Source organism: Variovorax sp. V35 (assembly GCF_041154465.1).
GTDB lineage: Bacteria > Pseudomonadota > Gammaproteobacteria > Burkholderiales > Burkholderiaceae_C > Variovorax > Variovorax boronicumulans.
Map to the genome: position 1 here is coordinate 456,618 of NZ_AP028666.1, position 25,659 is coordinate 482,276.

Sequence of the window (25,659 nt, forward strand, 5' to 3'; positions counted from 1 at the left end):
TGCGCGCGCTCAGGCGAGCGCGTCCAGGTGGCGCTTGGCTGCAGCGTCGATGAGCTGCAGGGCTTCGCTGTCGAGCACGACCGCACCGGCGCCGGCGTTTTCAATGGCCTGCTGGCGCACGCGCGCACCGCACAGCGCCACCGAGACGGTGCCGCGGGCCACGGTCCAGGCGATCATCATCTGGCCGAAGGAGCAGCCCAGGTGCGTGCGCAGCGGCTCCAGCGTGTCGAAGAAGGCCTTCAGCTTCGCGCGGTTGGCTTCGCTGAAACGCGGGTTGGTGGCGCGCTGGTCGTCGCCCTTGAACTCGCGCGCGGGGTCGATGGGGCCGGCCAGCAGGCCCAGCGCCAGCGACGAATAGCCCAGCACCGCCACGTTGTGCTCGGCGCACAGCGGCGCCAGCGTGGTCTCGATGCCGCGGTCGATGAGGCTGTAGAGCTCCTGCGCCGCATCGACCGGGCCGTGCTTCAGGTACTCCGACAGAATCTCGGGCGTCGCGTTGCTCACGCCGATGGCGCGGATCTTTCCCTGTTTCTTGAGGGCCAGCAGCGCGTCCATGGTCTCGGCCACGGGCGTGGTGTGGTCCTGCCAGTGCGTGATGTACAGGTCGATGTAGTCGGTCTGCAGGCGCTTCAGGCTTTCTTCGCATTCATGAAAGATCGAGTCGCGACCGAGGTAGCGGTACACCGGGTGGCCGTCTTCCTCGAAGAAGTGCGTGCCCTGCTGCGTGTGCCACACCAGGCCGCACTTGGTGGCGATCACGGCCTCGTGGCGGCGGCCCTTGAGCGCGGTGCCGACGATGCTCTCGGAGCGGCCCAGGCCGTAGGCCGGTGCGGTGTCGATCAGGTTCACGCCCGCATCGAGCGAGGCCTGGATGGCGATCACGGCAGCGGCGTTGTCGCCGCCGCCCCACATCCATCCGCCCATGGCCCAGGTGCCCAGGCCGATGGCCGAGCTTTCGATGCCCGAGGGGCCCAGGGTGGTCTTCTTCATCTGCGTTGCGTTGCTCATCGCTTGGTCTTTCTCGTGTTCAGGATGTGGTCGATGGTCACGGCCGCGAGCAGGATCAGGCCCTTGATCACGTCCTGCCAGTAAGGCGACACGTCGAGCAGGATCAGCGAGCTGGTCACCACCGACAGCAGCGCCAGGCCGAGCACGGCGCCGAGCACGGTGCCCGAGCCGCCCTTGAGGCTGGCGCCGCCGATCACGGCCGCGGCAATCACGTTGAGTTCCATGCCCATGCCGAAGGTCGGCGTGGCGGCGCCGAAGCGCGCGGTGTAGATCACGCCGGCCAGGCCCGCCGACGCGGAGCACAGCACCGTGACCCAGAACTTCACGCGGCCCACGCGGATGCCGGCGTACAGCGCGGCCTTCTCGTTGCTGCCGGTGTAGAACACGCGGCGCAGCAGGGTGGAGCGGCGCAGCACGAAGTCGCTCACGATCACGATGGCCAGGAAGATCAGGATCACGGCCGGCACGCCGAACAGCGTGCCCTGGCCGATGAACTTGAACTCGGCCGGCAGCGAGAACAGCGACTGCGGCGTGCCCTGCGTGAGCGCCAGGCACAGGCCGCGCACGATCACCATGAAGGCCAGCGAGGCGATGAAGTGGTTCAGCCCGATGCGCGTGACGCAGCCGCCGATCATGGCGCCGATGAGGCCGCTGGCACCGATGGCCACGAGGCTCGCGAGCCACGGGTCCATGCCCATGAGAAAGAGCTTGCCGGTCACCACCATCGCGAAGCACACCACCGAGCCCACCGACAGGTCGATGCCGCCGACGATGAGCAGGATGGTCATGCCCACCACCACGATGCCTTCGATGGAGAAGGACAGCAGCATCGCGCGCACGTTGTCCCAGGTGAGGAAGTAGGGCGATGCGAAGCTCATCGCGACGCACAGCGCCACGATGATCAGCACCAGCCCGGCCTCGCGCATGCTCGTGAGCTTGTTGGCCTGCTTCACGGGGTCTCCTGTTCGGCGGGGTTGCAGGGAGCCGGCCGTGGCCGTGGCCGCGGCGCCTGCATCGATTCTGGTCGGAAAGTTCATGCCATTGCCTCTTCGGGTTCGCAAAGTCCGGAGGCCAGCCGCAGCAGGGCTTCCTCCGTCATCTCGTCATGGGCCAGTTCGCCCGCCAATCGCCCTTCGCGGATCACCAGTGCGCGGTCGCACAGGCCGATGATCTCGGGCAGTTCGGAAGAGATCACCACCACGCCCACGCCCTGGTCGGCCAGGTCGCGCAGGATGTGGTGGATCTCGGATTTCGCGCCGACGTCCACGCCGCGCGTGGGCTCGTCCATCAGCAGCACCGCAGGCTGCGTGGCCAGCAGCTTGGCGATCGCCACCTTCTGCTGGTTGCCGCCCGACAGGCTCGACACCTCGATCGCCACGCCGTCCGACTTCAGGTTGAGCTTGGCGCCCAGCTGCACCGCGAGCCGGTGCTCGGTGGCGCGCTGCAGCAGGCCGAGGGCCGAGCTGACGCGGCGCAGCGCCATCGACGAGATGTTCTGCGCGATCGGCAGGTCGAGGAACACGCCGGCCGCCTTGCGGTCTTCGCTCAAGTAGGCGATGCCTTCGCGCAGCGCGTCGCTGTACTTGCGGATCGACAGCGTCTTGCCGTTGAGCCGCACTTCGCCGCGCCGCGCGGGGCGCAGGCCGCACACGGTCTCGGCCAGTTCGCTGCGCCCGGCGCCCATCAGGCCGGCAATGCCGAGGATCTCGCCACGCTTCAGCGTGAAGGAGATGCCGTGCACGCGGTCGTCGTCGGCGATGTTGTCGACTTCGAGCACGGGGCCGGCGTTCGCATCAGCGGCGGCGGCTTGCTTGGGCGGGTAGTAGTTGCCCAGGTCGCGCCCGACCATGCGGCGCACCAGCTCGTCGGGCGTCATGCCTTCGAGCGGGCCGCTGTGCACGTTGCGTCCGTCGCGCAGCACGGTAGCGCGGTCGCAGTGCGTGAAGATCTCGGCCATGCGATGGCTGATGTAGATGATGCCGATGCCCTGCGCCTTGAGGTCGTGCAGCACCCGGAAGAGCGCGGCCGATTCGTTGTCGGTGAGAGCGGCGGTGGGCTCGTCGAGGATGAGCACCTTGCAATCGAGCGTGAGCGCCTTGGCGATCTCCACCAGCTGCTGGCTCGAAATGCTCAGGTCGCGCACCAGCGCGGCCGGGTCGATGTCCTGGCCCAGGCGCGCCAGCACTTTTGCGGCGCGCGTGTTCAGCGCGGAGAAGTTCATCCACGCCTGCTTGCCGGCGTTGATTTCCGGCATGAAGATGTTCTCGGCCACGGTGGCGTCGGCGCACAGGGCGATTTCCTGGTGCACCAGGCCGATGCCCAGGCGCATGGCGTGGGCGGGGCCGTCGATGACGACCTTCTGGCCGCACAGCACGATCTCGCCTTCGTCGGGCTGGTGGATGCCGTCGATGATGTTCATCAGCGTCGACTTCCCCGCGCCGTTCTCGCCGCACAGGGCGTGGATCTCGCCGGCCTGCAGCGAGAAGTCCACGCCCGAGAGCGCGCGCGAAGCGCCGAAGCGCTTCGCGATGCCGCGCAGTTCAAGCAATGCGGCAGGGGTGCTCACTCGCCGATTCCCTTGGTGCCACGGCGGGCAAGGTACTTGTCCCAGTAGAAGTCGTCGGCGTTGGCCTTGCTGACCACGGCCAGGCCGTTGTCCAGGAAGGGCACCGACATCGGGTTCGTGCCGTTGCGCTTGGCGTCGTTCATCGGATCGATGAGGCCGGGGTTCTTGGCCAGGAACAGCATCATCATGCCCATGTAGCCCTGCATGCCCTGGTTCGGGTTGATGGCACCGAACACGTCGCCCGACTTGATCATGTCCAGGATCTTGGCGTTGACGTCGCAGCACATCACCTTGATGTTCTTCTTGGTCTCGACCTTGGCCTGCGCCGCGCCGAGCGCCGAGTTGGCCTCGGGCATGAAGAGGGCGCCCAGGTTCGGGTTGGCCTGCGCCAGGCTCAGCACGGCCTGGTAGGCCTTGTTCGGGTCCTGGTTGCTGGCGGCGCGGCCGACCAGCTTCATGCCGGGGTGCTTGGCCTTCATGCGGTTGACGAAGGCGGCGATGCGGCGGTCGTGGTTGTCCTGGCCCGGGTTCTCGAGCACGGCGTACTCGCCCTTGCCGTTCAGCGATGCGGCGATGGCGTCGGCGGCCTGGTTGCCTTCGCGGTCGTTGTCGGAGGTGATGAACGAGGTGCGCTTGGAGTTGGGCGAGTCGGCCGCGAAGGTCACGACCGGGATGCCCATCGCGGCGGCGCGGTTGATGGGTTCGATGAACGGGTCGGGGTTCATCGGGTGCAGCAGGATGCCGGCGGGCTTGCGCGCCAGTTCCTGTTCGAACGATGCGAGCTGCTTGTTCACGTCGTACTCCGGCGTGCCGGTGTAGCGGGTGCGAACGCCCAGCGTGCGGCCGAGCTGCTTCATCATTTCGTAGACCGGGAACCAATACTCGACGCCCGAGACCATCACGTTCATCACGTAGACGTCGCTGGCATTGCCGCGCAGGCCGGCACCCGCCGCGGGGGCTGCGGCTTGCTGTTGCGCGAACGCGCTCGCACCGGCCAGGCCGATACCGGCAGCGGCCGCGGACTTCAGGAAATTACGCCTCATTCTTTGTCTCCTCACGTTGACTGGCAGAGCTTTCGGCCCGCCGTTGGGTGGCGGACCTGTGGACCGTGGTGTCACGACAGTTGTTATGACAGGATAGAATGTAATGGCGGGCCGTTTCTCCCGATAACTAGGGGAAACGCTACTGGTGACAGCCTTTTTTTCCGCCGAAGCTGTTATGACATGAAGACCAAAATACTGATCGGCATCGACATGGGCTCGAGCAGCCTGAAGGCGCTGGCCCTGGACGCGGGGAGCGGGCGCAGCCTGGCCGTGTCACGCCTGCCCCTGCGGCATGCGCGGCTGCCCGGCGGCGGGTGCGAGGTGGGCGCGGCGGCGATCCGCGCGGGGCTGACCCACGTGCTCGCCGACGTGGCGCGCCAGCTCGGCCCGCGCGCCGCGGACGTGGGCGCCATCGGCTGCACCGGCCACGGCGCGGGCCTGTACGCCCTCGATGCACACAACGAACTCGTCGGCGGCCGCGCCGTCGCCTCCACCGACCAGCGCGCCGATGCGCGCGCGCTCGCCCTCTCGGCACGCCACGGCGACCGGCTGTTCGCGGACGTCGGCTGTCGCCCCTGGCCCGGCCAGCCCACGGTGATCGCGGCCGAGCTGCTGGGCGCCGACGCCGTGCAGCGCGGCGAGCTGCACCGCCTGCTGTTCGCCAAGGACTACCTCGGCTTCCTGCTGACCGGCGAGATCGCCACCGACGCGAGCGACGCCAGCACCGCGGGCCTGCTCTCGCTGGCCACCGGCGACTGGTCGCCCCTGGCCTTCGAGGTCGCGGGCATCGACGGCCTCGGGCCGCGCGCCTTCGGCCCGCTCGTGCCCAGCGGCCAGACGATGGGCCGGCTGCGCGCCGCCGAGGCGGCGCTGTGCGGTCTGCCCGCCGGCATTCCGGTGGCGATGGGCGCCATCGACCTGCTCGCCTCGATGACCGCCATCGGCGCCGAAGACCGAGGCCGCGCCGTGTCGGTGCTGGGCACGTGGTGCGTCAACGCCGTCATCGGCCCGGTGATCGCGCCGCAGCCGGAGGTCGCGGCGCTCGTCAACTTCGGCCGCACGCGCGAGCGCCTGTACATGGAGAACAGCCCCTCGTCGATGGCCAACATTGCGTGGCTGGCCGGCGCGCTCGGGCTGCCCGATGCGCGCACCGTGGTCGACCTGGCCATGGGCGTGCCGCTCGGCGCGAACGGGCTGCGCTTTTTGCCCTTCATCAACGGCGGGGGCGGCATCACGGCCGGCTTCGTCGGGCTCAAGAGCCACCACACGCCCGCCGACATGGCGCGCGCCGTGGTCGATGCCGTGGCCGCGCTGCATGCGCGCCACACCGCGCGCCTGGCGTCGCAGGGCCTGCCGGTGTCGGCCTCCAGCGTGCTGGGCGGCGGTGCCAGCGATGCGCGCCTGGTGCGCCTGCTCGCGGCGCTGCTGGGCCACCCGGTCGAGCGCTGCGCCGACGACGAAACCGGCGCGCGCGGCGCCGCCCTCTATGCCGCGATGTCGCAGGACCTCGACGACGCGGGCCCCGCCAGCCCGCTGCGCGCGCCCTGCGAACTCATCGAACCCGACGCGCGCGACGCGCGGGCCCATGCCGATTTCAACGCCGAATTCAACGAACTGATCGATCGCATGTCTCCTGTCTTCAACCATCTTTCGGGCGGTGCGTCATGAGCGCGTGGCAACTGCCCTTTGTCCGCCCAGCCTCTCTTGAGGGCCGCCACTTCTCGACGGTGATCGTCGGCGCCGGCATCAACGGCGTGGGTGTGTTCCGCGACCTGTCGCTGCAGCGCGTCGATTGCCTCATCGTCGACAAGGGCGACTTCGGCGCCGGCGCCAGCAGCGCGCCCTCGCGCATGATCCACGGCGGCCTGCGCTACCTGGAAAACGGCAGCTTCTCGCTGGTGGCCGAGGCCACGCGCGAGCGCAACCTGCTGCTGCGCAACGCGCCGCACCTGGTGCAGCCGCTGAAGACCGTGGTGCCGCTGTCGAGCTTCTTCGGCGGGCTGCTGAGCAGCGCGCTCAAGTTCTTCGGCCGCACGCCGCCGCAGCGCACGCGCGGCCTGCTGGCCGTGGCCGCGGGCCTGCGCCTGTACGACCTGCTGGGCCGCCGCCAGCGCGTGATGCCGGGCCACCGCATCAGCCGCGTGCCCACCAACGACCGCCGCCTGTTCCGCGCAGCGATCCGTTGGACCGCCACCTTCTTCGACGCCTGGATCAGCCATCCCGAGTGGCTGATCCTCGAGCTCATCGGCGACGCCTGCCGCGACCAGCCGCGCTCGGCCGCCGCCAACTACTGCCGCGTGACGGGCTGCGCGGGCAACATCCTCACGCTGCGCGACGAGATCACCGGCGCGCTGGTGCGCGTCACGGCCGACACCGTGGTGAACGCCACCGGCGCCTGGCTCGACCGCAGCGCGGCCGTGCTCGGCGGCGCCGGCCCGCGCGTGATGGGCACCAAGGGCTCGCACCTCGTGCTCGACCACCCGGCGCTGCGCGACGCGCTCGAAGGCCGCATGGCCTACTTCGAGGCGGTGGACGGGCGCGTGTGCATCGTCTACCCCTTCCTCGACCGCGTGCTGGTGGGCTCCACCGACATCCCGGTGGAAGACCCCGACCAGATCGTCACCGAGCCGGCCGAGATCGACTACCTCATCGACGTGCTGCGCGAGGTGTTCCCCAACATGGCCTTCGACCGCCAGCACGTGATCTACACCTACGTCGGCGTGCGCCCGCTGGCGCGCTCCGACGCCGACAAGCCGGGTCAGATCTCGCGCGACCACTCGGTGGTGGTCGACCCGCCGAGCGCCACGCGCGACGTGCCCATCGTCGGCCTCGTGGGCGGCAAGTGGACCACCTTCCGCGCGCTGGCCGAAGAAGCCACCGACCACGTGCTGCGCCACCTGGGCCGCTCGCGCACCGCCTCGACCGAGTCGCTGCCCATCGGCGGTGGCGCCGAGCTGCCGGCCGACGCGGCCGCCACCGAACGCTTCATCGACAAGATGACGGCCGGCTCGGGCCTGGGCCGCGCACGCGCGCTGGGCCTGCTGCGCCGCTACGGCTCGAAGGCGCTGCCGCTGGCGCAGCGCCTCGCGGCCTCGGGCGACACGCCGCTGCGCCACGCGCCCGAGTACTCGGCGGCCGAACTCTCGTACCTGTGCATGGAGACCGGCGTCGTGCACCTGGACGACCTCGTGATCCGCCGCACGCTGCTGGCCATCCGCGGGCTGGTCACCGACGACGCGCTCGCCGAGATCGCCGCCGTGGCCGCCGAAGCCCTCGGCTGGGACGCGGCCCGCGCCCACCAGGAACTCAGCGCCTGCGCCGCCGCCCTGCGCGAGCGGCACGGCGTGCGCCTGCAGCCGGTGGCGGCCCACGAGCCGGCACCTTCCGCTTTCGATGCATCATTGATGGCCAGCCCCGTCCTCGGCCCGACCTAACGTGACCCTTTCCACCGCCCCCGACACCGTGTCGACGACCTCGCTCGACCGCAACTCCGAATCGCCGCTGTGGGCGCAGTTCCGCGACGCCATCCGGCTGCAGATCCTGCAGGGCGTGCTGCCCATCGGCGCCAAGCTGCCGTCCGAGGCCGAGCTGGGTGAGCAGTTCGGCATCTCGCGCATCGTGGTGCGCGAGGCGCTCGCCGACCTGGTGCGCAACAACCTCATCTACAAGATCAAGGGCCGCGGTGCCTTCGTGTCGGCGCGCGAGCGCGACGAAGATTTCGTCTCCACCGTGCTGGGCTTTTCCGACGAGATGGAACGCAAGGGCCGCTCGGTGCGCACGCAGATCCTCGTGCAGGAACTGCGCGCCGCCACCGCGCAGGAGGCCGCCGCACTCGGCCTCACCGAAGACGCGCAGGTGGTCGGCCTCAAGCGCCTGCGCAGCGTCGACGGCGAACTGCGCCTCCTGGTCGAGACGGCCGTGCCGGCCGACCTCGCGCCGGGCCTGCACCGCACGCGGCTGGACGACCGCTCGCTGTACGACGTGCTGCGCCGCCAGTACGGCGTGCGGCTGGTGCGCGCCGAACGCTGGATCGACGCCGTGCTGCCCGACGCGGAAACCTGCCGCCTGCTCGACCTGCCGCAGCCCGAGCCGCTGCTGCGCATCGAATCGATCGCCTACGGCGCCAACGGCCGGCCGCTGGAACACTACCGCGCGCTGCACCGCTGCAAGACCAGCCGCCTGCACGTGCAGACGACGACCTGAGCTCAGGCCTTCGCGCTGCTGCTGCGTGAAGGCAAGAGCACCGAGGCGATGGCGACCATCATCAGCGCCACCGCCACCCAGTCTTGCCAGTGCACGACCTCGCCGAGCCACACGGCGCCGCTGAACACGCCGAGCACGGGGATGAACATCACGCTCAGGGTCGAGGCCACCGGCGGCAGGCCGCGCGCCAGGTAGAACCAGGCCGCGTGCGCGAAGCCGAAGATCAGCACCGCGTTGTAGGCGATCGATCCCCAGGTCACGGCGCCCGGCGAGCGCCATTGGTCGCGCTCGAACAGCAATGAGAGCACCGTCATCACCACGGCCGTCATGGCCGTCATCCAGAACGAGAGCGTGAGTGTGGGCAGGCCGATGCGCGTGTGGCGCAGCAGCTGCGTGCCCAGCGCCCAGGTGGCGGCGGCCACCAGCGCCAGTGCCACGTAGCCGGGACGGCCCGCGAAGTCGGTGAGCTCGTGCCACAGCAGCAGCCCGACGCCGATGGCGCAGGCGCCCACGCCGGTCCAGGCGCGGCGCGTGAGCACGGCCGAGAACAGCAGCGCGCCGATGACGGCGGAGAACACCGGCATCGTGTAGCCCAGGATCGCGGCGCGCCCGCCCGAGAGCGCCTTCACCGCCAGGATGATGCAGGCGTGCCAGACGAACATGTTGGTCGCGCCCAGCCACACCAGCTCGGGCCAGGCGCTGCGCGGCACGCGGAACGGCACCTTCATCACCACCAGCGCGATCGCCAGCACGGGCACGCCCAGCCAGATCGAAATCGCGCGGAAGGCCAGCGGCGGGTAGTCGGCCACGCCGAGCTTCATCACCGGCCAGTTGAAGCCCCACGCGAGGGTGAGGAGCACGAGAAGAACGAACTGGCGCGGCGTGAAGGAAGGCATGGGCCGCGATTGTGGCGCGGCCCGCGCATTCGTGCTGGCGGCGCGGCTACAGCAGGCGCTTGAGGTAGCGCCCCGTGTGGCTCGCCTCGTTCGCCGCGATGTCCTCCGGCGTGCCTTCGCCCACCACCGTGCCGCCGCCGGCACCGCCCTCGGGGCCCATGTCGATGAGCCAGTCCGCGGTCTTGATGACGTCCAGGTTGTGCTCGATGACGACGATGGTGTTGCCCGCGTCGCGCAGCTGGTGCAGCACCTTGAGCAGCAGTTCGATGTCGGCGAAGTGCAGGCCGGTGGTCGGCTCGTCGAGGATGTAGAGCGTGCGGCCCGTGTCGCGCTTGCTGAGCTCGAGCGCGAGCTTCACGCGCTGCGCCTCGCCGCCCGAGAGCGTGGTGGCCGACTGGCCGAGCTTGATGTAGCTGAGGCCCACGTCGAGCAGCGTGCGCAGCTTGCGCTCGATGGTCGGCACGGCCTTGAGGAACTCGTGCGCCACCTCGACCGTCATTTCGAGGATCTGCGCGATGTTTCGGCCCTTGTACTGGACCTCGAGCGTCTCGCGGTTGTAGCGCTGGCCGTGGCAGACCTCGCAGGGCACGTACACGTCGGGCAAAAAGTGCATCTCGACCTTCACCACGCCGTCGCCCTGGCAGGCCTCGCAGCGGCCGCCGGCCACGTTGAAGCTGAAGCGGCCCGGGCCGTAGCCGCGCTCGCGCGCGGTGTTGGTCTCGGCCATCAGCTCGCGGATGGGCGTGAACAGGCCCGTGTAAGTGGCCGGGTTGCTGCGCGGCGTGCGGCCGATGGGCGACTGGTCGACGTTGATGACCTTGTCGAAATACTCGATGCCTTCGACCGATTCGTGCGCGGCCGGCTCTTCGTGCGCGCGGTACAGCGTGCGCGCCACGGCGGTGTAGAGCGTGTCGTTCACCAGCGTCGACTTGCCCGAGCCCGAGACGCCGGTCACGCAGGTCAAGAGGCCCACGGGGAAGGCCACGCTCACGTTCTTCAGGTTGTTGCCGGTGGCGCCGACCACGCGGATCTCCTGCAGGTCGGTCTGCGAGGCCAGGTGCGCGGCCTCGCGCGCGGCGCGGCGTTCGGCCGCGGGGCTCTGCGGAAAGCGTGAGGGCTTCTTGCCTTCGTTGAAGGCCGGCTTCTTCACGGCCGGCAGCCAGGCGGTGCGGTGCTTGGGCACCTCGATCTTCTTCACGCCCGAGAGGTACTGGCCGGTGAGCGATTCGGGGTTGGCCGACACCTGGGCATACGTGCCCTGGGCCATCACGCGCCCGCCGTGCACGCCGGCGCCGGGGCCCATGTCGATGACGTGGTCGGCGGCGTGGATCATGTCCTCGTCGTGCTCGACCACGATCACGCTGTTGCCGATGTCGCGCAGGTGTTTGAGCGTGCCGATGAGGCGGTCGTTGTCGCGCTGGTGCAGGCCGATGCTGGGCTCGTCGAGCACGTACATCACGCCCGTGAGGCCCGAACCGATCTGCGACGCGAGGCGGATGCGCTGCGCCTCGCCGCCCGAGAGCGTCTCGGCGCTGCGGTCCAGGCTCAGGTAGTTCAGGCCCACGTCATTCAGGAATTTCAGGCGCAGGCCGATCTCGCGCACCACCTTGTCGGCGATGTCGGCCTTGGCGCCGCGCAGCTTGAGCGTGCTGAACCAGGCGTAGGCATCGCGCAGCGTGAGGTGGCTCAGTTCGAAGATGGCCATGCGCGGCGGCTCGCCGCCGTTCGCGCCCACGTGCCCGGCGTCGTCCACCAGGAACACGTTGCGCGCCTCGCGCCGCAGCCGCGAGCCGCCGCAGTCGGGGCAGGGCTGCTGGTTGCGAAAGCGTGCGAGGTCTTCGCGCACCATCACCGAATCGGTCTCGCGGTAGCGCCGCGTCATGTTCGGGATGATCCCCTCGAAGGGATGCTTCTTCGTGAGCTTCTTGCCCGCGAAGTTGCCCGACTCCATGGTGTAGTTGAACTTGATCTCTTCGCCGCCCGAGCCGTGCAGCAGCGTCTGCTGCACCGAGGCCGGCAGCGATTCGAAGGGCGCGTCGACGTCGAACTTGTAGTGCTTGGCGACGCTCTCGACCATGCTGAAGTAGTAGCCGTTGCGGCGGTCCCAGCCCTTGATGGCGCCGCTGGCGATCGACAGCGACGGAAACGCCACCACGCGCACCGGGTCGAACACCTCGCGGTGGCCCAGGCCGTCGCAGCTCGGGCAGGCGCCCACGGGCGAATTGAACGAGAACAGGCGCGGCTCGAGCTCCGACAGCGAGTAGTGGCAGATCGGGCAGGCGAACTTGGCGTTGAACAGGTGTTCCTTGTCGGGCGCCCCCGCAGCGCCATCGGCGCTGCCTTCCGGCTTTGCACCCAGCTCCAGCGCAATGGCGCGGCCCTCGGCCAGGCGCAGCGCGGCCTCGAAGCTCTCGGCCAGGCGCTGCTGCATGTCGGGGCGTGCGCGCAGGCGGTCGATGACCACGTCGATGTCGTGCTTCTCGGTCTTCTTGAGCTTGGGCAGGTCGTTGTATTCGTAGGTCTGCCCGTCGACACGAAAGCGCACGTAGCCGGCGGCCTGCATCTCGGTGAAGAGCTCGAGGAATTCGCCCTTTTTCTCGCGCGCCACGGGCGCCAGGATCATCAGCCGGGGCTCGTCGGGCAGGGCCAGCACCGCGTCGACCATCTGCGACACCGTCTGCGCCTGCAGCGGCAGGTGGTGATCGGGGCAGAAGGGCGTGCCGGCGCGGGCGTACAAGAGGCGCAGGTAGTCGTGGATCTCGGTCACCGTGCCCACGGTGGAGCGCGGGTTGTGGCTGGTGGCCTTCTGCTCGATGCTGATGGCGGGCGACAGGCCCTCGATCACGTCGACATCGGGCTTGTCCATGAGCTGCAGGAACTGCCGCGCATAGGCCGAGAGGCTTTCCACGTAGCGCCGCTGCCCCTCGGCATACAGCGTGTCGAACGCCAGGCTCGACTTGCCCGAGCCCGACAGGCCGGTGATCACCACCAGCTTGTTGCGCGGGATGTCGAGATCGACGTTCTTCAGGTTGTGGGTGCGCGCGCCGCGGATGCTGATGCGCTGCTGGGCGAGCAGGGCGCCAAGGTAGGCGTCACGCTCCGGGGTGTCTTCAGTGGTGGGTGAATTCAAGGGGTGCGGTCGTCCGAGGGCAACCGGACATGATAGAGGGGCTGGCTTCGCCTGTCATGACCAGGGGATGGACGGCGGCGGACGCCCCCGCCCAGGCCGGCCAGCGCCGGGCCGATTTCGGCTCAGGCAGAATGGAGGGTTCCTCTCAACCTCCTCCTTCATCTACTTATCAGGGGCAGTGCATATGGCATCGGTCAATAAAGTCATCGTCGTCGGCAACCTGGGGCGCGACCCCGAAATGCGGACATTCCCGAGCGGCGATCAGGTCGCAAACGTCACCGTGGCCACCACCGATCGCTGGAAAGACAAGCAAAGCGGTGAGATGCGCGAGGCCACCGAATGGCACCGCATCGTGTTCAACGGCCGCCTGGCCGAAATCGCCGGCCAGTACCTGCGCAAGGGCTCGCAGGTGTACGTCGAAGGCTCGCTGCGCACGCGCAAGTGGACCGACAAGGACGGCATCGAAAAGTACACCACCGAAATCCGCGCCGACCAGATGCAAATGCTGGGCAGCCGCCAGGGCCAGGGCGGCCCGTCGGGTCCGAGCGACGACGACGGCGGCTACTCGCAAGGCGGGGGCGGCGGCGGTGGTTACTCGCAAGGTGGTGGCGGCGGTGGCGGCTACGCCCCGCGTGCTCCCGCAGCCGCACCGCGTGCCCCGGCACCGGCGCCGCGTCAGGCGCCGGCCAAGTCGTCGTCGGGCTTCGACGACATGGACGACGACATTCCGTTCTAAAACCGGCTCCTTGAGCTTTTCAATGAAGGCCTGCCTTTTCGAAGGCAGGCCTTTTTTTTGCCTTTTTTATTTCGAATTCTCTCCATGGGCGGTCGTGCCCGGGAAAGTGCTGTTTTGCCAAGGAAGTGCAGCCTCTGTGTTCGTCTGGCCGTTGAGCGCAGGGGAAGCGTTTGACGTGAGGCCCTTTTCGACGGCAATGACTGTGTTCAGAGGGGCAAATCCCGGCGGCAACCAACCCATTGGCTCCGGCCGTTCTGCTGAATAGCGTCGTTCAGCAGCGCATCGCCGGAGATGGTCGGCCGTCGCGAAGAAGCAGGGCGTCGCACGGCCACGCTGTCTGCGGACGTCGGGGTGGTCGCAGGGGGCCGCACGGATCGCGGTCGACCGGCTCGCCGCGATTGGTCCGCCTCGGCGCGCGGAATTGGTCCTTGTCCCGCACCGTGCGGCGTCGGAGCATGCAGGCCATAGAACACCGAGACAAGCACGACATGCAGAGCGCCGCTTCCCATTGCCCGCCATCGACCGTCGCACGCGCCGAAGTCCAGGCCCTGCGGTCCTCGAAGATCCGCGAGGTCGCCAATGCGGGCATGGACCGCAAGGACATCCTGCCTTTCTGGTTCGGCGAGCCCGACGAGGAAACGCCGGACGAGATCTGTGGCGCTGCGATCGCCGCACTCGAGAACAGGCGCACCTTCTACGTCCAGACGCTGGGCGAGCCCGCGTTGCGCCAGGAGATCGCCCGGTACCTGTCGCGCTGGCATGGCCCGATCGGTATTGAACGGATCGCCGTGACGAGTTCGGGCACGCATGCGCTGATGCTGGCCCTGCAGGCGCTGCTGAACCCCGGCGACCGCGTCGTGGCCGTGACGCCGCTGTGGCCCAACCTGGTCGAGATGCCCAAGGTGCTGGGCGCGCACGTGGAGACCGTCGCATTGCAGTTCACCGCGGCCGGTTGGGTGCTCGACGAGCAGCGCCTTCTGGAAGCGCTTCGGCCGGGCACCCGCGCGCTGCTGCTGAACGCGCCCAACAACCCGACGGGCTGGACCCTTTCGCGCGAGGCGCAGGAAGCGATCCTCGCGCACTGCCGGCGCCTGGGCATCTGGATCGTCAGCGACGATGTCTACCAGCGCATCAGCTTCGATGCGCCGTGCGCGCCGTCCTTCCTGGACATCGCGACGCCCGAGGACCGGGTCATCAGCTGCAACTCCTTCTCCAAGGCCTGGCGCATGACCGGATGGCGCCTGGGCTGGATCGTCGTGCCGCCGGCGATGCTGGGCGACATCGGCAAGCTGATCGAGTACAGCAGCACCTGCGCGCCGCCCTTCGTGCAGGCGGCGGGGGTGGTCGCCCTGGCGCGCGGGGAAGATGCCATTGCCCGGACGGTCGAGCGGCTGCGCCAGGGCAGGGACCACCTGGCGGCGCGCCTGGGGAGCGTGCCGGGGGTCGAGCTCGCCGCGCCCGCGCGCGGCGCGATGTACACCTTCTTCCGTGTCGACGGCGTGACGGACAGCCTCGCGTTCTGCAAGCAGCTCGTGGCCGAGGCCGGGCTGGGGCTGGCGCCCGGCGTGGCCTTCGGCCCCGAGGGCGAAGGCTACCTGCGCTGGTGCTACGCGAGCGGCACGCCGCGCCTGGACGACGGCGTTCGCCGCCTGGCCGCCTACCTGGAACACCACCCAACCACACGATGAGGATGCGATGAACACCCAAGACATTGCGGGCGCCCTTTGGCAAGCCATGGAGGACGGACGCCACATGCCGTCGGAATGGGCCGGGAAGTTCTCCCTGCAGCAGGGCTACGAGGTGCAGCTGGCCTTGTTGCACAAGCGCCTGGCCAGGGGCGAGCGCCAGACGGGCTGGAAGGTCGGCCTCACCGCCGAGGCCATGCGCGTGCAGCAGCAGGTGCACGAACCCTGCTTCGGCTATCTGCTGGAAAGCGGCCGGCATGCGAGCGGCCAGGCCTATCGCTTTTCCGAGCTGATCGCGCCGGGCTTCGAGAACGAGCTGTGCCTGACCATCGGCAAGACCCTGCGCGGACCCGGCGTGAGCCTGGAGGAGGTCGCTGCCGCCGTGACGCATGCGGCACCGGCCCTGGAGATCGTGGAGGTTCGCGGTCCGTTCGCCGGCAACCTGGCGCTGGCCATGGCGGACAACGCGCAGCAAAAGGCCTATGTGACGGGGGCGGCCGTGCCGCTGACGGCCGACAACCGCGACCTGGCCGGCGCCAACGTGACGGTGCAGGTCGACGGCGCCGTCAGCGAGACGGCCTCCGGCTCGGCGGTCATGCAGGGCGGCGGGCTGCTCTCGGTGCTGTGGCTGGCGAACAAGCTGGCCGAGTTCGGGCTGGCCCTCGAGGCGGGGATGCAGGTGATGTCCGGCTCCTTCACACGGCAGTACCGCGCGTCGCGGGGCATGCGGGTGCATTCCTCGTTCGACCGCTTCGGCACGGTCGCCGCGAACTTCATCTGAGGCAAGGGGTCGCCATGGATCTGGGTATCAAGGGCAAGACGGCGCTGGTGTGCGCCGCGAGCAAGGGGCTGGGCCGGGCGTGCGCGTTCGCGCTGGCGGAAGACGGCGCATCGCTCACCATCGTGGCGCGCGGCGCGCAGGCGCTCGAGGTTACCGCCAATGAAATTCGCGAGGCCACGGGCGTGCACGTGCGCACGGTGGCCGCCGACGTCACGACGGTGCAGGGGCGGGCGCTCGTCCTCGAGGCCTGCCCCGCGCCGGACATCCTGGTGACCAATGCCGCAGGCCCCAAGCCGGGCGACTTCCGCCAATGGACGTGCGACGACTGGATGGTGGCGCTCAACGCCAACATGCTGACGCCCATCGAGCTGATCAAGGCGACGGTGGACGGCATGATGGATCGCGGCTTCGGCCGCATTGTCAACATCACCTCGTCCTCGGTGAAGGCGCCCATCGACATCCTGGGCCTGTCCAACGGCGCGCGCAGCGGGCTCACCGGCTTCGTGGCGGGCCTGGCGCGGCGCACGGCGCATCGCAACGTCACCATCAACAACCTGCTGCCCGGCTCGTTCGCCACCGACCGCCTGCGCGCCACGGTGGAGGCTGCCGCGGCCGGGTCGGGTCGCTCGTTCGAGGCGGAGCAGACCGAATGGCAGGGCCGCAGCCCGGCCGCGCGCTTCGGCGATCCGATGGAGTTCGGCCGTGCCTGCGCCTTCCTGTGCAGCACCCATGCCGGCTACATCAACGCACAGAATCTGCTGCTCGATGGCGGGGCCTATCCCGGGACCTTCTAGGCGAAGCGCCAGCACCGTTCAAAAGGAACTCACTTGAGCGACCCCCAACGACAACAGGGCAGGCAGATCGTGTCTGCCACCGGCATCGAGAAGCGCTTCGGCGCGCTGGACGTGCTGCGCGGCATCGACCTGTGCGCCCACGAGCACGACGTGGTCACGCTGATCGGCGCCAGCGGCTCGGGCAAGAGCACCTTCCTGCGCTGCCTCAACCTGCTCGAAGTGCCCGACGCCGGCACCGTCGCCATCGATGGCGAGGAGATCCGCATGCGCCGGTCGTCGGCAGGGCAGGCGAGCCCTGCCAGCAAGAGCCAGGTGAACCGGTTGCGCGCGGGCATCGGCATGGTGTTCCAGAACTTCAACCTGTGGAGCCACATGACCGTGCTGGAGAACGTGGCCATGCCGCCCATGAAGGTGCTGGGGCTGTCGCGCCGCGAAGCGACGGAACGGGCCGAAGCGCTGCTGGCGAAGGTCGGGCTCGGCGACCGGCTTCGGCACTATCCGGCCCACATCTCCGGCGGCCAGCAACAGCGCTGCGCCATCGCCCGCGCGCTGGCGATGGAGCCCAAGCTGCTGCTGTTCGACGAGCCCACGTCCGCGCTCGACCCCGAGCTCGTGGGCGAGGTGCTGAAGGTGATCCGCCTGCTCGCCGAGGAGGGGCGCACCATGGTGATGGTCACCCACGAGATGGCGTTCGCACGCGAGGTCTCGACCGAGGTCGCCTTCCTGCACAAGGGAAAGATCGAGGAACGCGGGGCCCCGGCCGACGTGTTCGGCAACCCGCGCAGCGAGCGTTGCCGCAAGTTCCTCGACAGCGTTCTGTAGCCACGACATCACGAACCAAGAACTGGAGACGAAATGAAGAAATGGTTGTTCGCAGGCCTGCTGGCCGCGTGCTCCGTCGCGGCCATGGGCCGCGAGATCAAGGCCGGGGTGCAGTGCACCTATCCGCCCTTCAACTACCGCGATGCATCGGGCGAGCTGAAGGGTTTCGAGATCGACATCGCCCGCGAGATCGGGCGGCGGATGAACGCCAACGTGCAGTTCGTCTGCCTGGGGTTCGACGGGCTGATTCCCGCGCTGCTTTCCAGGAAGATCGACATCGTCGCCTCGAGCCTCTCGATCACCGAGACGCGCAAGAAGAGCATCGACTTCTCCGTTCCCTACCGGGCCTCCACGGCGCGCTTCGTGGGCCGCAAGAACGGGGGGCTGCTCCCGATGAAGCCCGACAACACGCCCAATGCCGGCGCGCTCAAGGGCAAGGTGGTGGGCGTGCAGCGGGCCACCACGAACGACAGCTACCTTGCGGGCGAGTTCTCCGGCGTCGAGATCACGCGCTACGACTCGGCCGAGAACATGCTGCTGGACCTCGTGGCCGGCCGCATCGACCTCATGCTCGTGAGCCCCATGAAGGTTCGCACCGACTTCCTGGAGAAACCGGAAGGGCGCAACTACGAGTTCGTCAGTCCCGAGATCGAGGCGCCCAAGTACCTGGGCGAAGGCGTGGCCGTCGGCTTGCCCAAGGGGGCCACGGCGCTGCGCGACGAGATCAACGCGGCGCTCAAGGGCATGTTTGCCGACGGGACCTTCAAGGCGATCAACCAGAAGTACTGGAGCTTCAGTGTGCTGCCCGCGGTCTGGCACTGAGGCCGTCGCGCCACCGAATCCGCTCACTGATTGCTGACGACACCATGGACATGTTCAACGGCTGGGGGCCGACCATCGCGCAAGGTGCCTGGACGACCGTGGAGGTGGCGCTGGTGTCGTCGGTGTTCGGCATCGCGCTGGGGCTGCTGGGCGCGGCGGCCTGCCTGTCCCGCTTCAAGGCGGTGCGCTGGCTGGCCGAGGCCTACATCACGGCGATACGGGGCATCCCGCAACTGCTGCTGATCCTGATGGTGTACTTCGGCAGCACGGTGGTCTTGAGCCGGCTGCTCGCGCTGGTCAGGCCCGACGCGGGCATGGTCGAGATCCCGCCGTATCCGGCGGGCGTCTTTGCACTGGCCCTGATCTTCGGCGGCTACGCCTCGGAGGTGTTCCGCGGCGCGCTCACGGCCATTCCCCGCGGGCAGGTGGAGGCCGGCATGGCCGTGGGCATGGGCACTCTGCAGATCTTCTTCGTGATCCAGTGCCCGCAGATGCTGCGGCTGGCGCTGCCGGGCCTGGGCAACATCTGGATCTCGACGCTCAAGGACACCTCGCTGATCTCCATCGTGGGGCTGAGCGAGCTGATGAAGGCCTCCGAACTGGCCACCAGCGACACGCGCCGCGCCCTGTTCTTCTACCTCAGTGCCGGCGCCATCTACCTCACGCTGACCGTGCTGAGTTCGCTCGTGCTGCATCAGCTCGAACGCCGCGGCGCCCGTGGCGAAAGGACGGCCTGACCATGGATGTCGAACTCATTGTCGAGAGCCTTCCGGTGCTCTGGCAGGGCGCGCTGCTCACGCTGGAGCTCTTCGCGATCACGATGGTGCTCGCGACGCTGCTGGCGGTGCCGCTGGCCATCGTGCGCGTCCAGAAGGCCTGGTGGCTGCGCTGGCCCGTCGAGGTGTTCTCGCAGGTCTTCCGGGGCACGCCGCTGCTGGTGCAGATCTTCATCGTGTACTACGGCATTGCCCAGATCGATGCGGTGCGCGACAGCTGGGCCTGGCCCTACCTGCGCAAGCCGTACTGGTGCGCCGTCATCACCTTCGTGCTGAACACGACGGCCTACGCCGTGCACATCTTCCGCGGGGCGATCCAGGCGGTGCCGCACGGAGAGGTCGAGGCCGGCCAGGCTTTCGGGCTGTCCTTCGGCGCGCTGTACCGCCACGTCATCCTTCCGCGGGCGATGCTGCTGGCGCTGCCGGCCTACGGCAACGAGGTGATCAAGACGATCAAGCGCACCTCGCTGGCCAGCGCCATCACGCTCTCGGAGCTGACGGGCGTGGCCAACACCCTGGTGGCGCGCACCTTCGCCCCCTACGAGATCTTCATTGCGGCCGGGTTGATCTACCTTGCCTTCGCGTTCGCCGCCAACCACCTGGTGCGGCGGCTGGAGCACCGCATGTCTCGCCATCTTCGCCACTTGCCGGCGCAGCACGGCACCGGGCCCATGCCCACTTGATCCAGGAGACCGCGTGTCCACTTCTTCCGTTCCAGAGTCGGCGATGGCCGAATTCCTCGCCTTCGCCCATGGGCTGGCCGACGCCAGCGGCGCCATCCTGCGCGAGAACCTGTACAGCCGCAGGGGCTTCGAGTCCAAGGAGGACGACAGCCCCGTCACCGTCGTGGACAAGCATGTCGAGCAGACGCTGCGCACGCTGATCCGCCACCGCTATCCCTCGCACGGCATCCTCGGTGAGGAGTTCGAGGGCCAGGACCTCGACGCCGAGTACGTCTGGGTGCTCGACCCGATCGACGGCACCAAGGCCTTCATCACGGGCATTCCCATCTACGGGACGCTGATTTCGCTGGCGCGCCACGGCACGCCGATCATCGGCGTGATCGACCACCCCATCACCAACGACCGATGGGCCGGGGCGCAGGGCCAGCCGTCCACCTTCAACGGCCAGCGCATCCGCAGCCGCGAGTGCCCGTCGCTGGCCGACGCGCTGGTGTCGTGCAGCAACCCGGAGCCCTTCGGGCCGCGCGAGCGCGAGGCGTTCGAGACGCTGCGCAGCGCCGCCAAATGGTGCGTGTACGGATCGAGCTGCTATGCGTACGGCTGCATCGCCAACGGAACGATCGACATCGGCATCGACTGCGGCCGCCACCGCGAGGTCGACTACTGCGCGCTGGTGCCGGTGATCGAAGGCGCCGGCGGCGTCATCACCGATTGGGAGGGGCGTCCGCTCACGATCCATTCCGGCAACCGGCTGGTCGCGTCGGGCAATCCCCGCCGCCACGAGGAGGTCCTGCGCATGCTTGCGGGCGCCTAGCGCGGGCGACCGGGCCGTATATTCGAAGGCCGCCGCAGCCCTGTCCGGCATGGGCGGCATGGAGATCTCGTATGCCGCGGCACTTCAACTACCCGACCTGGAGTTCGCTCTCGCTGGACCGCAGCGGCTCCGATCCGCTGCACGTCCAGGTGTTCGAGCAGATCCGCCAGGCCATCGTGCAGGGCCGGATCTCCAAGAACTCGCGGCTGCCGCCCACCCGCCAGCTGGCCGCGGAACTCGGCGTGTCGCGCAACACCGTGGTCCTGGTCTACGAACGGCTCTTGGCCGAGGGCTATGTCAGCGGCCGCGTCGGGGCAGGCACCTACATTGCCGCCGTGCTGCCCGAGGAGCGCAGCGCGCCGGCCGGGGCACCGTCGAACGCCCCTGTCGCCGCGCCGGCGCCCCGGCACATCTCGCGGCGCGCGCTGGCGATGTCCGAACTGGCGCTGCCGCCCGAGCGCAATGCCACGTTCGACCTCAGCCCGACCGTGCCCGCGCTCGACCAGCTGCCGTTCGAGCAGTTCGCCAAGGTTTCGTCGCAGTACTGGCGCTCGGCGCCGGCCGCGGAGCTGGGCTACGGCTCGCCGATGGGGCTGCCCGAACTGCGCCAGCAGATCGCGGACTATGTGGGCGAGGCACACGGCATTTCCTGCCTGCCGGACCAAGTGCTCGTGGTCGACGGCACGACGCAGGGCTTCGTGCTGGCAGGCCAGGTGCTGACCGACCACGGCGATCGCATCATCGTGGAAGACCCGGGCTACATCACCCGGCTTGCCGCCTTGATGGGCTTCGGCGCGGACCTGGTGCCCGTGCCCATCGACCTGCAGGGCCTGGACAGCAGCCGGTTCGACAGCCATGCGCCCGACGCGCGGCTGATCGTGGCGTCACCCACCAACCAGTTCCCCTTCGGCAGCACGATGCCGCTGGAGCGGCGCCTCTCGCTCCTGCAGTGGGCGCACGAGCGCAATGCCTGGGTGATCGAGTACGACTTCAACAACGCCTTCCATTTCCGGGGCAGGCCGCTGCCTCCCCTGGCGGCGCTGGACCACGGGGGGCGGGTCATCTACATCGGGAACTTCAACCGTTCCATCTCGCCCGCGCTCAACCTGGCCTACCTGGTGGTCCCGCCCGACCTGGCGGACGCTTTCGCCTGCGCCACGCAGATCTTCTCGTTCAAGGCCTCCATGCCGACCCAGGGCGTGGTGGCCGACTTCATGGCGAGCGGGCAGCTGGCGGCCCACATCCGGCGCATGGGCGTGCGCTATCGCGAACGCGCGCAGCTCATGGAGCACTGCTTCAGGACGCTGGTGGGGCGCGATTTCGAGCTGTCGACCACCGGCTCGGGGCTGCACCTGTCGGCCATCTCTCGCACGCCGATCGACGATGCGGCGGTCTCCCAGGCGCTGCTGGCGCACCGCATCGACGTGCCCGCGATCTCCGCCTATTGCCTGAGCGAGCAGGTCCGCACCGGCTTCGTCTTCGGCTTCGGCAACACGCCCGCCGAGCGGATCGCCCCGGCGTTGGCGCTCTTTGGCAGTGCGGTCGCGAACGCCTGAGCATCGCCCACTGCCCTTCAATTGTTTCGAATCCGTGAACACCGCGGTTCGTTTTGCTACGGGTTTTTACCTAGATCGAGGCGCACAATTCATCTCACGGACCAGCCCTCAAAGCTGATCTGGGTGAACAGGGCCCCGAGCGAGGTGGCCGCCCTCCGAAAAAGAACAGAGGGGCGGTGACCCACCCAAGACCGGTTCGACATCCGAAGCAAGAACTTGAACTGAATTGAAGAAGGAAGAAATCCAAATGACCGCCTCGAAGATCCTCTCCGCCGTTGCTGTTGCCCTGATGGCCGTTGCCGGCGCCGCCCATGCCGAAAGCTATGAAGGCGTGCATCAACTGACCTCGGCCGCCAGCCGCGCCGATGTCGCCGCCCAAGCCGTCGTGGCCGCACACAGCGCCAACCCCTACGCCACCGGCGCCAACGCAGGCCCCGCGCAAGTGATCGTGTCGAACACCAGCCGCGCCGCCGTGCGTGCCGACGCTGTCGCCGCCGCACACAGCGCCGACCCGTACGCCGAAGGCGCTTCGTCGGGCGTGGCCCCGATCGTCGCCAGCACCGTCGACCGCGCTGCGGTTCGCGCCGCAGCCCGCGCTGCTGCCCACGGCGACGCACTGCCGCTGTAAGCAACAGCCCGAATGCTTCGCCGACGGGATCGGCGAAGGTTCCAGGTCTTCATGAAAAGCCGGCCCTGCCAACGCAGGGCCGGCTTTTTTCATGGGCCATGACCGTGAATTCTTGGCCGAAAGTCACATTGCCTTGGCCTTGCGCATCCCTCATGATTTGGGCGCGGGAGGGATGGCCGCCAGAGCGCATGCTTTCGCATTAACGCATCGCCGTGGTGCGGACACGCGAGAATCGAGCGTCGTTCCGACCGCGAAAAAATGAAAGCACATCCGTCGCCGACCAAGCGACGACCCACTACGCATGGCCCTCACTCTCGACCCCGAAGACACGCGCGGACGCATCCACGACCTGGTGTGGAGCGGCTTCCATGCCGATGCCGACATCGGCTGGATGATCACCGACGAGTACCTCGATCCGGATGAGCTCACGCCCGAGGACCGCGCCTGGATCAAGGCCGAAACCACGCGCGCCTGCGCCGCCAAGCGCGCCGCCGAGGCGCAGTGGCCCGCGCAGACCGAGTACGACCGGCTCGAGGCCGTGTTCGCGCAGCTGCGCAGCGAAAAGATCATCGCCCTGCACCGCGCGGGCAACACGCTGTCCGACGGGCACGACGACGTGCGCGAGCAGTGGCGCGCGGCCGGGCGGCTCGAGTCGGGCATCCGCGGCTGCTGCTTCTATCACTCGCAGGACCTGGACGGCGCCGTGCGCAACGGCCGCCTGTTCCTCGCCTTCAGCGGCGGCATGATCCCCGAGATCGCGCAGCGCGAAGCCAACACCGTCGTGGTCGGCCGCCGCATCGTCGAGCTGCTGCGCGACGCCGGCTTCGGCGCGCAATGGAGCGGCAACATCAACGAGCGCATCGAAGCCGACCTCGGCCAATGGCGCAAGCGAGGCCCCGCCGCGTGAGTGCGCAGGCCTGGCAGCCGCCGCGCCGCATCGACGCGATCGACTTCTGGCTGCGCTCGCGGCTGCTCGCCACGGCCCACGCCCTGCGCGAAACCCTGCGGCCCTCGGCCCGGCGCTGGCCCACAGGCCAACACGCACTGGCCGATGCGCCGGTGCTCGCGCAGCACCGAACCCCCTTGTGGTCCGACGGCCGGGCCGATGAATTCCCGCTGGTCGCCGGCAAGGTGCACAACCTGCGCGTGGCGCGGCCAGCCTTCGACGCCATCGAGGTGCCGGCCGGCGAGGTGCTGAGCTTCTGGCGCCAGCTGGGGCGACCGGGCGCCGGGCGCGGCTTCGTGGTCGGGCGCGAGGTGCGCGGCGGTTGCGTGGTGCCGACGCTGGCCGGCGGGCTGTGCCAGCTGTCGAACGCACTGGCCACCGTGGCGGTGCGCGCGGGCTTCGAGCTGGTCGAGCGCCACGGCCACACGGCGCGCATCGAGCAGGCGGATGCGCCGGACAGCGACGCGGTCGATGCGACGGTGTTCTGGAACTACGTCGACGTGAAGCTGCGCGCCCGGCACGCCTGGCGGCTCGAAGTGGCGCTGACCGACACCGAGCTCGTGGTGCGCATCCGCGCGCGCACGCCGCTGGCGGTGCCGGCCGAGCCCGTCACGCTGCGGCGCACGAACGACGACGCGCCCACCGCGTTGCCGCTGGCGCGCGGCTGCCTGAGCTGCGACCAGACGGCGTGCTTTCGCCATCGCCCGCCGGTCGATGTCGGCGCCGAAGGGCGCACCGCCGTGCTCGTCGATGGCTGGACGCCGGAGTTCGCACGCCACCTGCGCGAGGCGCATCCGCAGGCGCAGCGCATGCAGCCCGTGCCGCTGCGGCTCGCGTTCTGGCGCGTGCCTGCTGCGGGCTGGCATCGCGAGCCCGCGACGAACGCAGCGGTGACCACCGCGTGGGCCGCGAGCCTGCGCCGTGCCGTGTGGCAGCGGCTCTGGGCGCGGCAGGCGGGCCGGCGCCAGGCCAGCCTGATCGACGGCCAGCGCTGGCTCGCGCAGGCCTTCGCCGCGCGTCTCGCGCCTGCGCACACGCACCTGGTGGTCGAGCAGTCGCTGCTGCCGCACCTGCAGCGCCTCGGCGCGCTCGACGGGCGCCGGATCACTGTGCTGGCCAGCGCACTGCCGATGGCCGACATTGAAAAGAAGCTCGATGCCGCATCGCAGCGCTGGCCCGGCGACGCCACCTTGCGCGACTTCCGCGCCGATGCATCGCTGGTGCGCGACGAGGCCCTGGCGCTCGCGCGCGCGGCGGTCGTCGTCACGCCGCATGCAGGGGTGGCACAGGCCATGGCGCAGTACGCGCCGCAGGCCACGCTGCAGCGGCTCGACTGGGCGTTGCCGCAGGTGAAGGCCGCGCACAGCAAGCGCGAAGAACCGCCGCTCGTCGTGTTCGCCGCCAGCGCGCTGGCACGCAAGGGCGCGCGCGAACTCGCCGCCGCACTGCAAGGCTGGCCATGCCGCCTGCGCGTGCTGGGCTCGCCGTCGGACGACGCGCGACTCTGGCAGGGCATCGAACACATTCAACACATGAACTGGCAGGGCGACTGGCTGGCCGATGCGAGCGTCGTCGTGCTGCCCGCGCATGTCGAGCACGCCCCGCGCGCATTGCTGCGCGCCGTGGCGGCCGGCGTGCCCGTGGTGGCATCGACGGCCTGCGGCCTGGCCGGCGTGCCGGGCGTGCACGAGGTCGCGCCCGGCGACATCGACGCACTGCGCACCGCATTGCAGCAGGCCGCCCGCCTGACCTGAACGGAGAACAACCCCC

22 protein-coding genes are annotated in these 25,659 nt (G+C 69.1%); 16 read left to right on the plus strand and 6 right to left on the minus strand.

What is annotated here, in order from left to right; translation table 11 throughout:
• Positions 1-9: 9 nt before the first annotated feature.
• The 4 genes from ACAM42_RS02130 to ACAM42_RS02145 are packed head-to-tail and all read right to left on the minus strand — an operon-like array spanning position 10 to position 4,617.
• Positions 10-1,008, minus strand: a complete 999-nt coding sequence (locus ACAM42_RS02130) for an aldo/keto reductase (RefSeq protein WP_095950694.1) — start codon at positions 1,006-1,008, stop codon at positions 10-12.
• On the minus strand, positions 1,005-2,045 hold the full coding sequence (locus tag ACAM42_RS02135) for an ABC transporter permease (RefSeq protein WP_070063424.1): 1,041 nt from the start codon (positions 2,043-2,045) through the stop codon (positions 1,005-1,007). Before ACAM42_RS02135 ends, ACAM42_RS02130 begins: the two co-directional genes overlap by 4 nt.
• A complete protein-coding gene (locus tag ACAM42_RS02140; protein ID WP_369630970.1) occupies positions 2,042-3,574 on the minus strand; it encodes a sugar ABC transporter ATP-binding protein in 1,533 nt (510 codons plus the stop codon). The genes ACAM42_RS02135 and ACAM42_RS02140 overlap by 4 nt, the downstream gene beginning before the upstream one ends.
• Positions 3,571-4,617 carry a substrate-binding domain-containing protein gene (locus tag ACAM42_RS02145; RefSeq protein WP_056584185.1) on the minus strand — a complete coding sequence of 349 codons (1,047 nt, stop codon included), beginning with the start codon at positions 4,615-4,617 and terminating at the stop codon, positions 3,571-3,573. The genes ACAM42_RS02140 and ACAM42_RS02145 overlap by 4 nt, the downstream gene beginning before the upstream one ends.
• A 180-nt stretch (positions 4,618-4,797) precedes the next feature.
• On the opposite strand from ACAM42_RS02145, the gene ACAM42_RS02150 reads away from it, so the two are divergent.
• From ACAM42_RS02150 to ACAM42_RS02160, 3 genes are read left to right on the plus strand one after another with little or no spacing between them, the layout of a single operon-like run.
• A complete protein-coding gene (locus ACAM42_RS02150; protein WP_369630971.1) occupies positions 4,798-6,285 on the plus strand; it encodes an FGGY family carbohydrate kinase in 1,488 nt (495 codons plus the stop codon).
• Entirely contained in the window at positions 6,282-8,051 is a 1,770-nt protein-coding gene (locus ACAM42_RS02155; RefSeq protein ID WP_369630972.1) for a glycerol-3-phosphate dehydrogenase/oxidase, read from the plus strand. The genes ACAM42_RS02150 and ACAM42_RS02155 overlap by 4 nt, the downstream gene beginning before the upstream one ends.
• A 1-nt stretch (position 8,052) precedes the next feature.
• Positions 8,053-8,820, plus strand: a complete 768-nt coding sequence (locus tag ACAM42_RS02160) for a GntR family transcriptional regulator (protein WP_172438465.1) — start codon at positions 8,053-8,055, stop codon at positions 8,818-8,820.
• A 2-nt stretch (positions 8,821-8,822) separates the two neighbouring features.
• On the opposite strand, the gene ACAM42_RS02165 is transcribed toward ACAM42_RS02160, so the two are convergent.
• A complete protein-coding gene (locus ACAM42_RS02165) occupies positions 8,823-9,716 on the minus strand; it encodes a DMT family transporter (RefSeq protein ID WP_369630973.1) in 894 nt (297 codons plus the stop codon).
• Positions 9,717-9,762: 46 nt separating this feature from the next.
• Complete coding sequence (uvrA, locus tag ACAM42_RS02170; RefSeq protein WP_235926913.1) at positions 9,763-12,792, minus strand: excinuclease ABC subunit UvrA; 3,030 nt, start codon at positions 12,790-12,792, stop codon at positions 9,763-9,765.
• A 238-nt stretch (positions 12,793-13,030) separates the two neighbouring features.
• Between uvrA and ssb the strand changes: the two genes are divergently transcribed.
• The 13 genes from ssb (at position 13,031) to ACAM42_RS02235 (ending at position 25,643) form a co-directional block, all read left to right on the plus strand.
• Positions 13,031-13,582, plus strand: a complete 552-nt coding sequence (gene ssb, locus ACAM42_RS02175) for a single-stranded DNA-binding protein (RefSeq protein ID WP_369630974.1) — start codon at positions 13,031-13,033, stop codon at positions 13,580-13,582.
• A gap of 488 nt (positions 13,583-14,070) precedes the next feature.
• On the plus strand, positions 14,071-15,270 hold the full coding sequence (locus tag ACAM42_RS02180; protein ID WP_369630975.1) for a pyridoxal phosphate-dependent aminotransferase: 1,200 nt from the start codon (positions 14,071-14,073) through the stop codon (positions 15,268-15,270).
• Positions 15,271-15,277: 7 nt separating this feature from the next.
• Positions 15,278-16,048 (plus strand): 2-keto-4-pentenoate hydratase, encoded by a 771-nt coding sequence (locus tag ACAM42_RS02185; protein ID WP_369630976.1) that lies wholly within the window; start codon positions 15,278-15,280, stop codon positions 16,046-16,048.
• 14 nt (positions 16,049-16,062) lie between these two features.
• The gene (locus ACAM42_RS02190) at positions 16,063-16,842 is read left to right on the plus strand and encodes an SDR family oxidoreductase (RefSeq protein ID WP_369630977.1); all 780 of its coding nucleotides are present in this window, start codon (positions 16,063-16,065) and stop codon (positions 16,840-16,842) included.
• Positions 16,843-16,908: 66 nt separating this feature from the next.
• The gene (locus ACAM42_RS02195; protein ID WP_095950735.1) at positions 16,909-17,664 is read left to right on the plus strand and encodes an ABC transporter ATP-binding protein; all 756 of its coding nucleotides are present in this window, start codon (positions 16,909-16,911) and stop codon (positions 17,662-17,664) included.
• A gap of 33 nt (positions 17,665-17,697) precedes the next feature.
• Positions 17,698-18,486 (plus strand): transporter substrate-binding domain-containing protein, encoded by a 789-nt coding sequence (locus tag ACAM42_RS02200; protein ID WP_095950686.1) that lies wholly within the window; start codon positions 17,698-17,700, stop codon positions 18,484-18,486.
• A 44-nt stretch (positions 18,487-18,530) separates the two neighbouring features.
• A complete protein-coding gene (locus ACAM42_RS02205; RefSeq protein WP_062480466.1) occupies positions 18,531-19,223 on the plus strand; it encodes an ABC transporter permease in 693 nt (230 codons plus the stop codon).
• A 2-nt stretch (positions 19,224-19,225) separates the two neighbouring features.
• Complete coding sequence (locus ACAM42_RS02210) at positions 19,226-19,945, plus strand: ABC transporter permease (protein ID WP_062480468.1); 720 nt, start codon at positions 19,226-19,228, stop codon at positions 19,943-19,945.
• 13 nt (positions 19,946-19,958) lie between these two features.
• Entirely contained in the window at positions 19,959-20,759 is an 801-nt protein-coding gene (locus tag ACAM42_RS02215) for an inositol monophosphatase family protein (protein WP_218005417.1), read from the plus strand.
• 71 nt (positions 20,760-20,830) lie between these two features.
• Positions 20,831-22,315, plus strand: coding sequence for a PLP-dependent aminotransferase family protein (locus ACAM42_RS02220; RefSeq protein WP_369630978.1), 1,485 nt, complete (start codon positions 20,831-20,833; stop codon positions 22,313-22,315).
• Between the two features lie 247 nt (positions 22,316-22,562).
• Complete coding sequence (locus ACAM42_RS02225) at positions 22,563-22,943, plus strand: helicase SNF2 (protein ID WP_139704294.1); 381 nt, start codon at positions 22,563-22,565, stop codon at positions 22,941-22,943.
• A 301-nt stretch (positions 22,944-23,244) separates the two neighbouring features.
• Positions 23,245-23,850 (plus strand): hypothetical protein, encoded by a 606-nt coding sequence (locus tag ACAM42_RS02230; protein ID WP_369630979.1) that lies wholly within the window; start codon positions 23,245-23,247, stop codon positions 23,848-23,850.
• Positions 23,847-25,643, plus strand: a complete 1,797-nt coding sequence (locus ACAM42_RS02235) for a VanW family protein (RefSeq protein WP_369630980.1) — start codon at positions 23,847-23,849, stop codon at positions 25,641-25,643. Before ACAM42_RS02230 ends, ACAM42_RS02235 begins: the two co-directional genes overlap by 4 nt.
• Positions 25,644-25,659: the final 16 nt, after the last annotated feature.

Coding starts and splice junctions, on each gene's coding strand:
- ACAM42_RS02130 (WP_095950694.1), bottom strand. CDS start 1,008: ATGAGCAACGCAACGCAGATGAAGAAGACCACCCTGGGCCCCTCGGGC.
- ACAM42_RS02135 (WP_070063424.1), bottom strand. CDS start 2,045: ATGAACTTTCCGACCAGAATCGATGCAGGCGCCGCGGCCACGGCCACG.
- ACAM42_RS02145 (WP_056584185.1), bottom strand. CDS start 4,617: ATGAGGCGTAATTTCCTGAAGTCCGCGGCCGCTGCCGGTATCGGCCTG.
- ACAM42_RS02150 (WP_369630971.1), top strand. CDS start 4,798: ATGAAGACCAAAATACTGATCGGCATCGACATGGGCTCGAGCAGCCTG.
- ACAM42_RS02155 (WP_369630972.1), top strand. CDS start 6,282: ATGAGCGCGTGGCAACTGCCCTTTGTCCGCCCAGCCTCTCTTGAGGGC.
- ACAM42_RS02165 (WP_369630973.1), bottom strand. CDS start 9,716: ATGCCTTCCTTCACGCCGCGCCAGTTCGTTCTTCTCGTGCTCCTCACC.
- ssb (WP_369630974.1), top strand. CDS start 13,031: ATGGCATCGGTCAATAAAGTCATCGTCGTCGGCAACCTGGGGCGCGAC.
- ACAM42_RS02180 (WP_369630975.1), top strand. CDS start 14,071: ATGCAGAGCGCCGCTTCCCATTGCCCGCCATCGACCGTCGCACGCGCC.
- ACAM42_RS02185 (WP_369630976.1), top strand. CDS start 15,278: ATGAACACCCAAGACATTGCGGGCGCCCTTTGGCAAGCCATGGAGGAC.
- ACAM42_RS02190 (WP_369630977.1), top strand. CDS start 16,063: ATGGATCTGGGTATCAAGGGCAAGACGGCGCTGGTGTGCGCCGCGAGC.
- ACAM42_RS02200 (WP_095950686.1), top strand. CDS start 17,698: ATGAAGAAATGGTTGTTCGCAGGCCTGCTGGCCGCGTGCTCCGTCGCG.
- ACAM42_RS02205 (WP_062480466.1), top strand. CDS start 18,531: ATGGACATGTTCAACGGCTGGGGGCCGACCATCGCGCAAGGTGCCTGG.
- ACAM42_RS02210 (WP_062480468.1), top strand. CDS start 19,226: ATGGATGTCGAACTCATTGTCGAGAGCCTTCCGGTGCTCTGGCAGGGC.
- ACAM42_RS02220 (WP_369630978.1), top strand. CDS start 20,831: ATGCCGCGGCACTTCAACTACCCGACCTGGAGTTCGCTCTCGCTGGAC.
- ACAM42_RS02225 (WP_139704294.1), top strand. CDS start 22,563: ATGACCGCCTCGAAGATCCTCTCCGCCGTTGCTGTTGCCCTGATGGCC.
- ACAM42_RS02230 (WP_369630979.1), top strand. CDS start 23,245: ATGGCCCTCACTCTCGACCCCGAAGACACGCGCGGACGCATCCACGAC.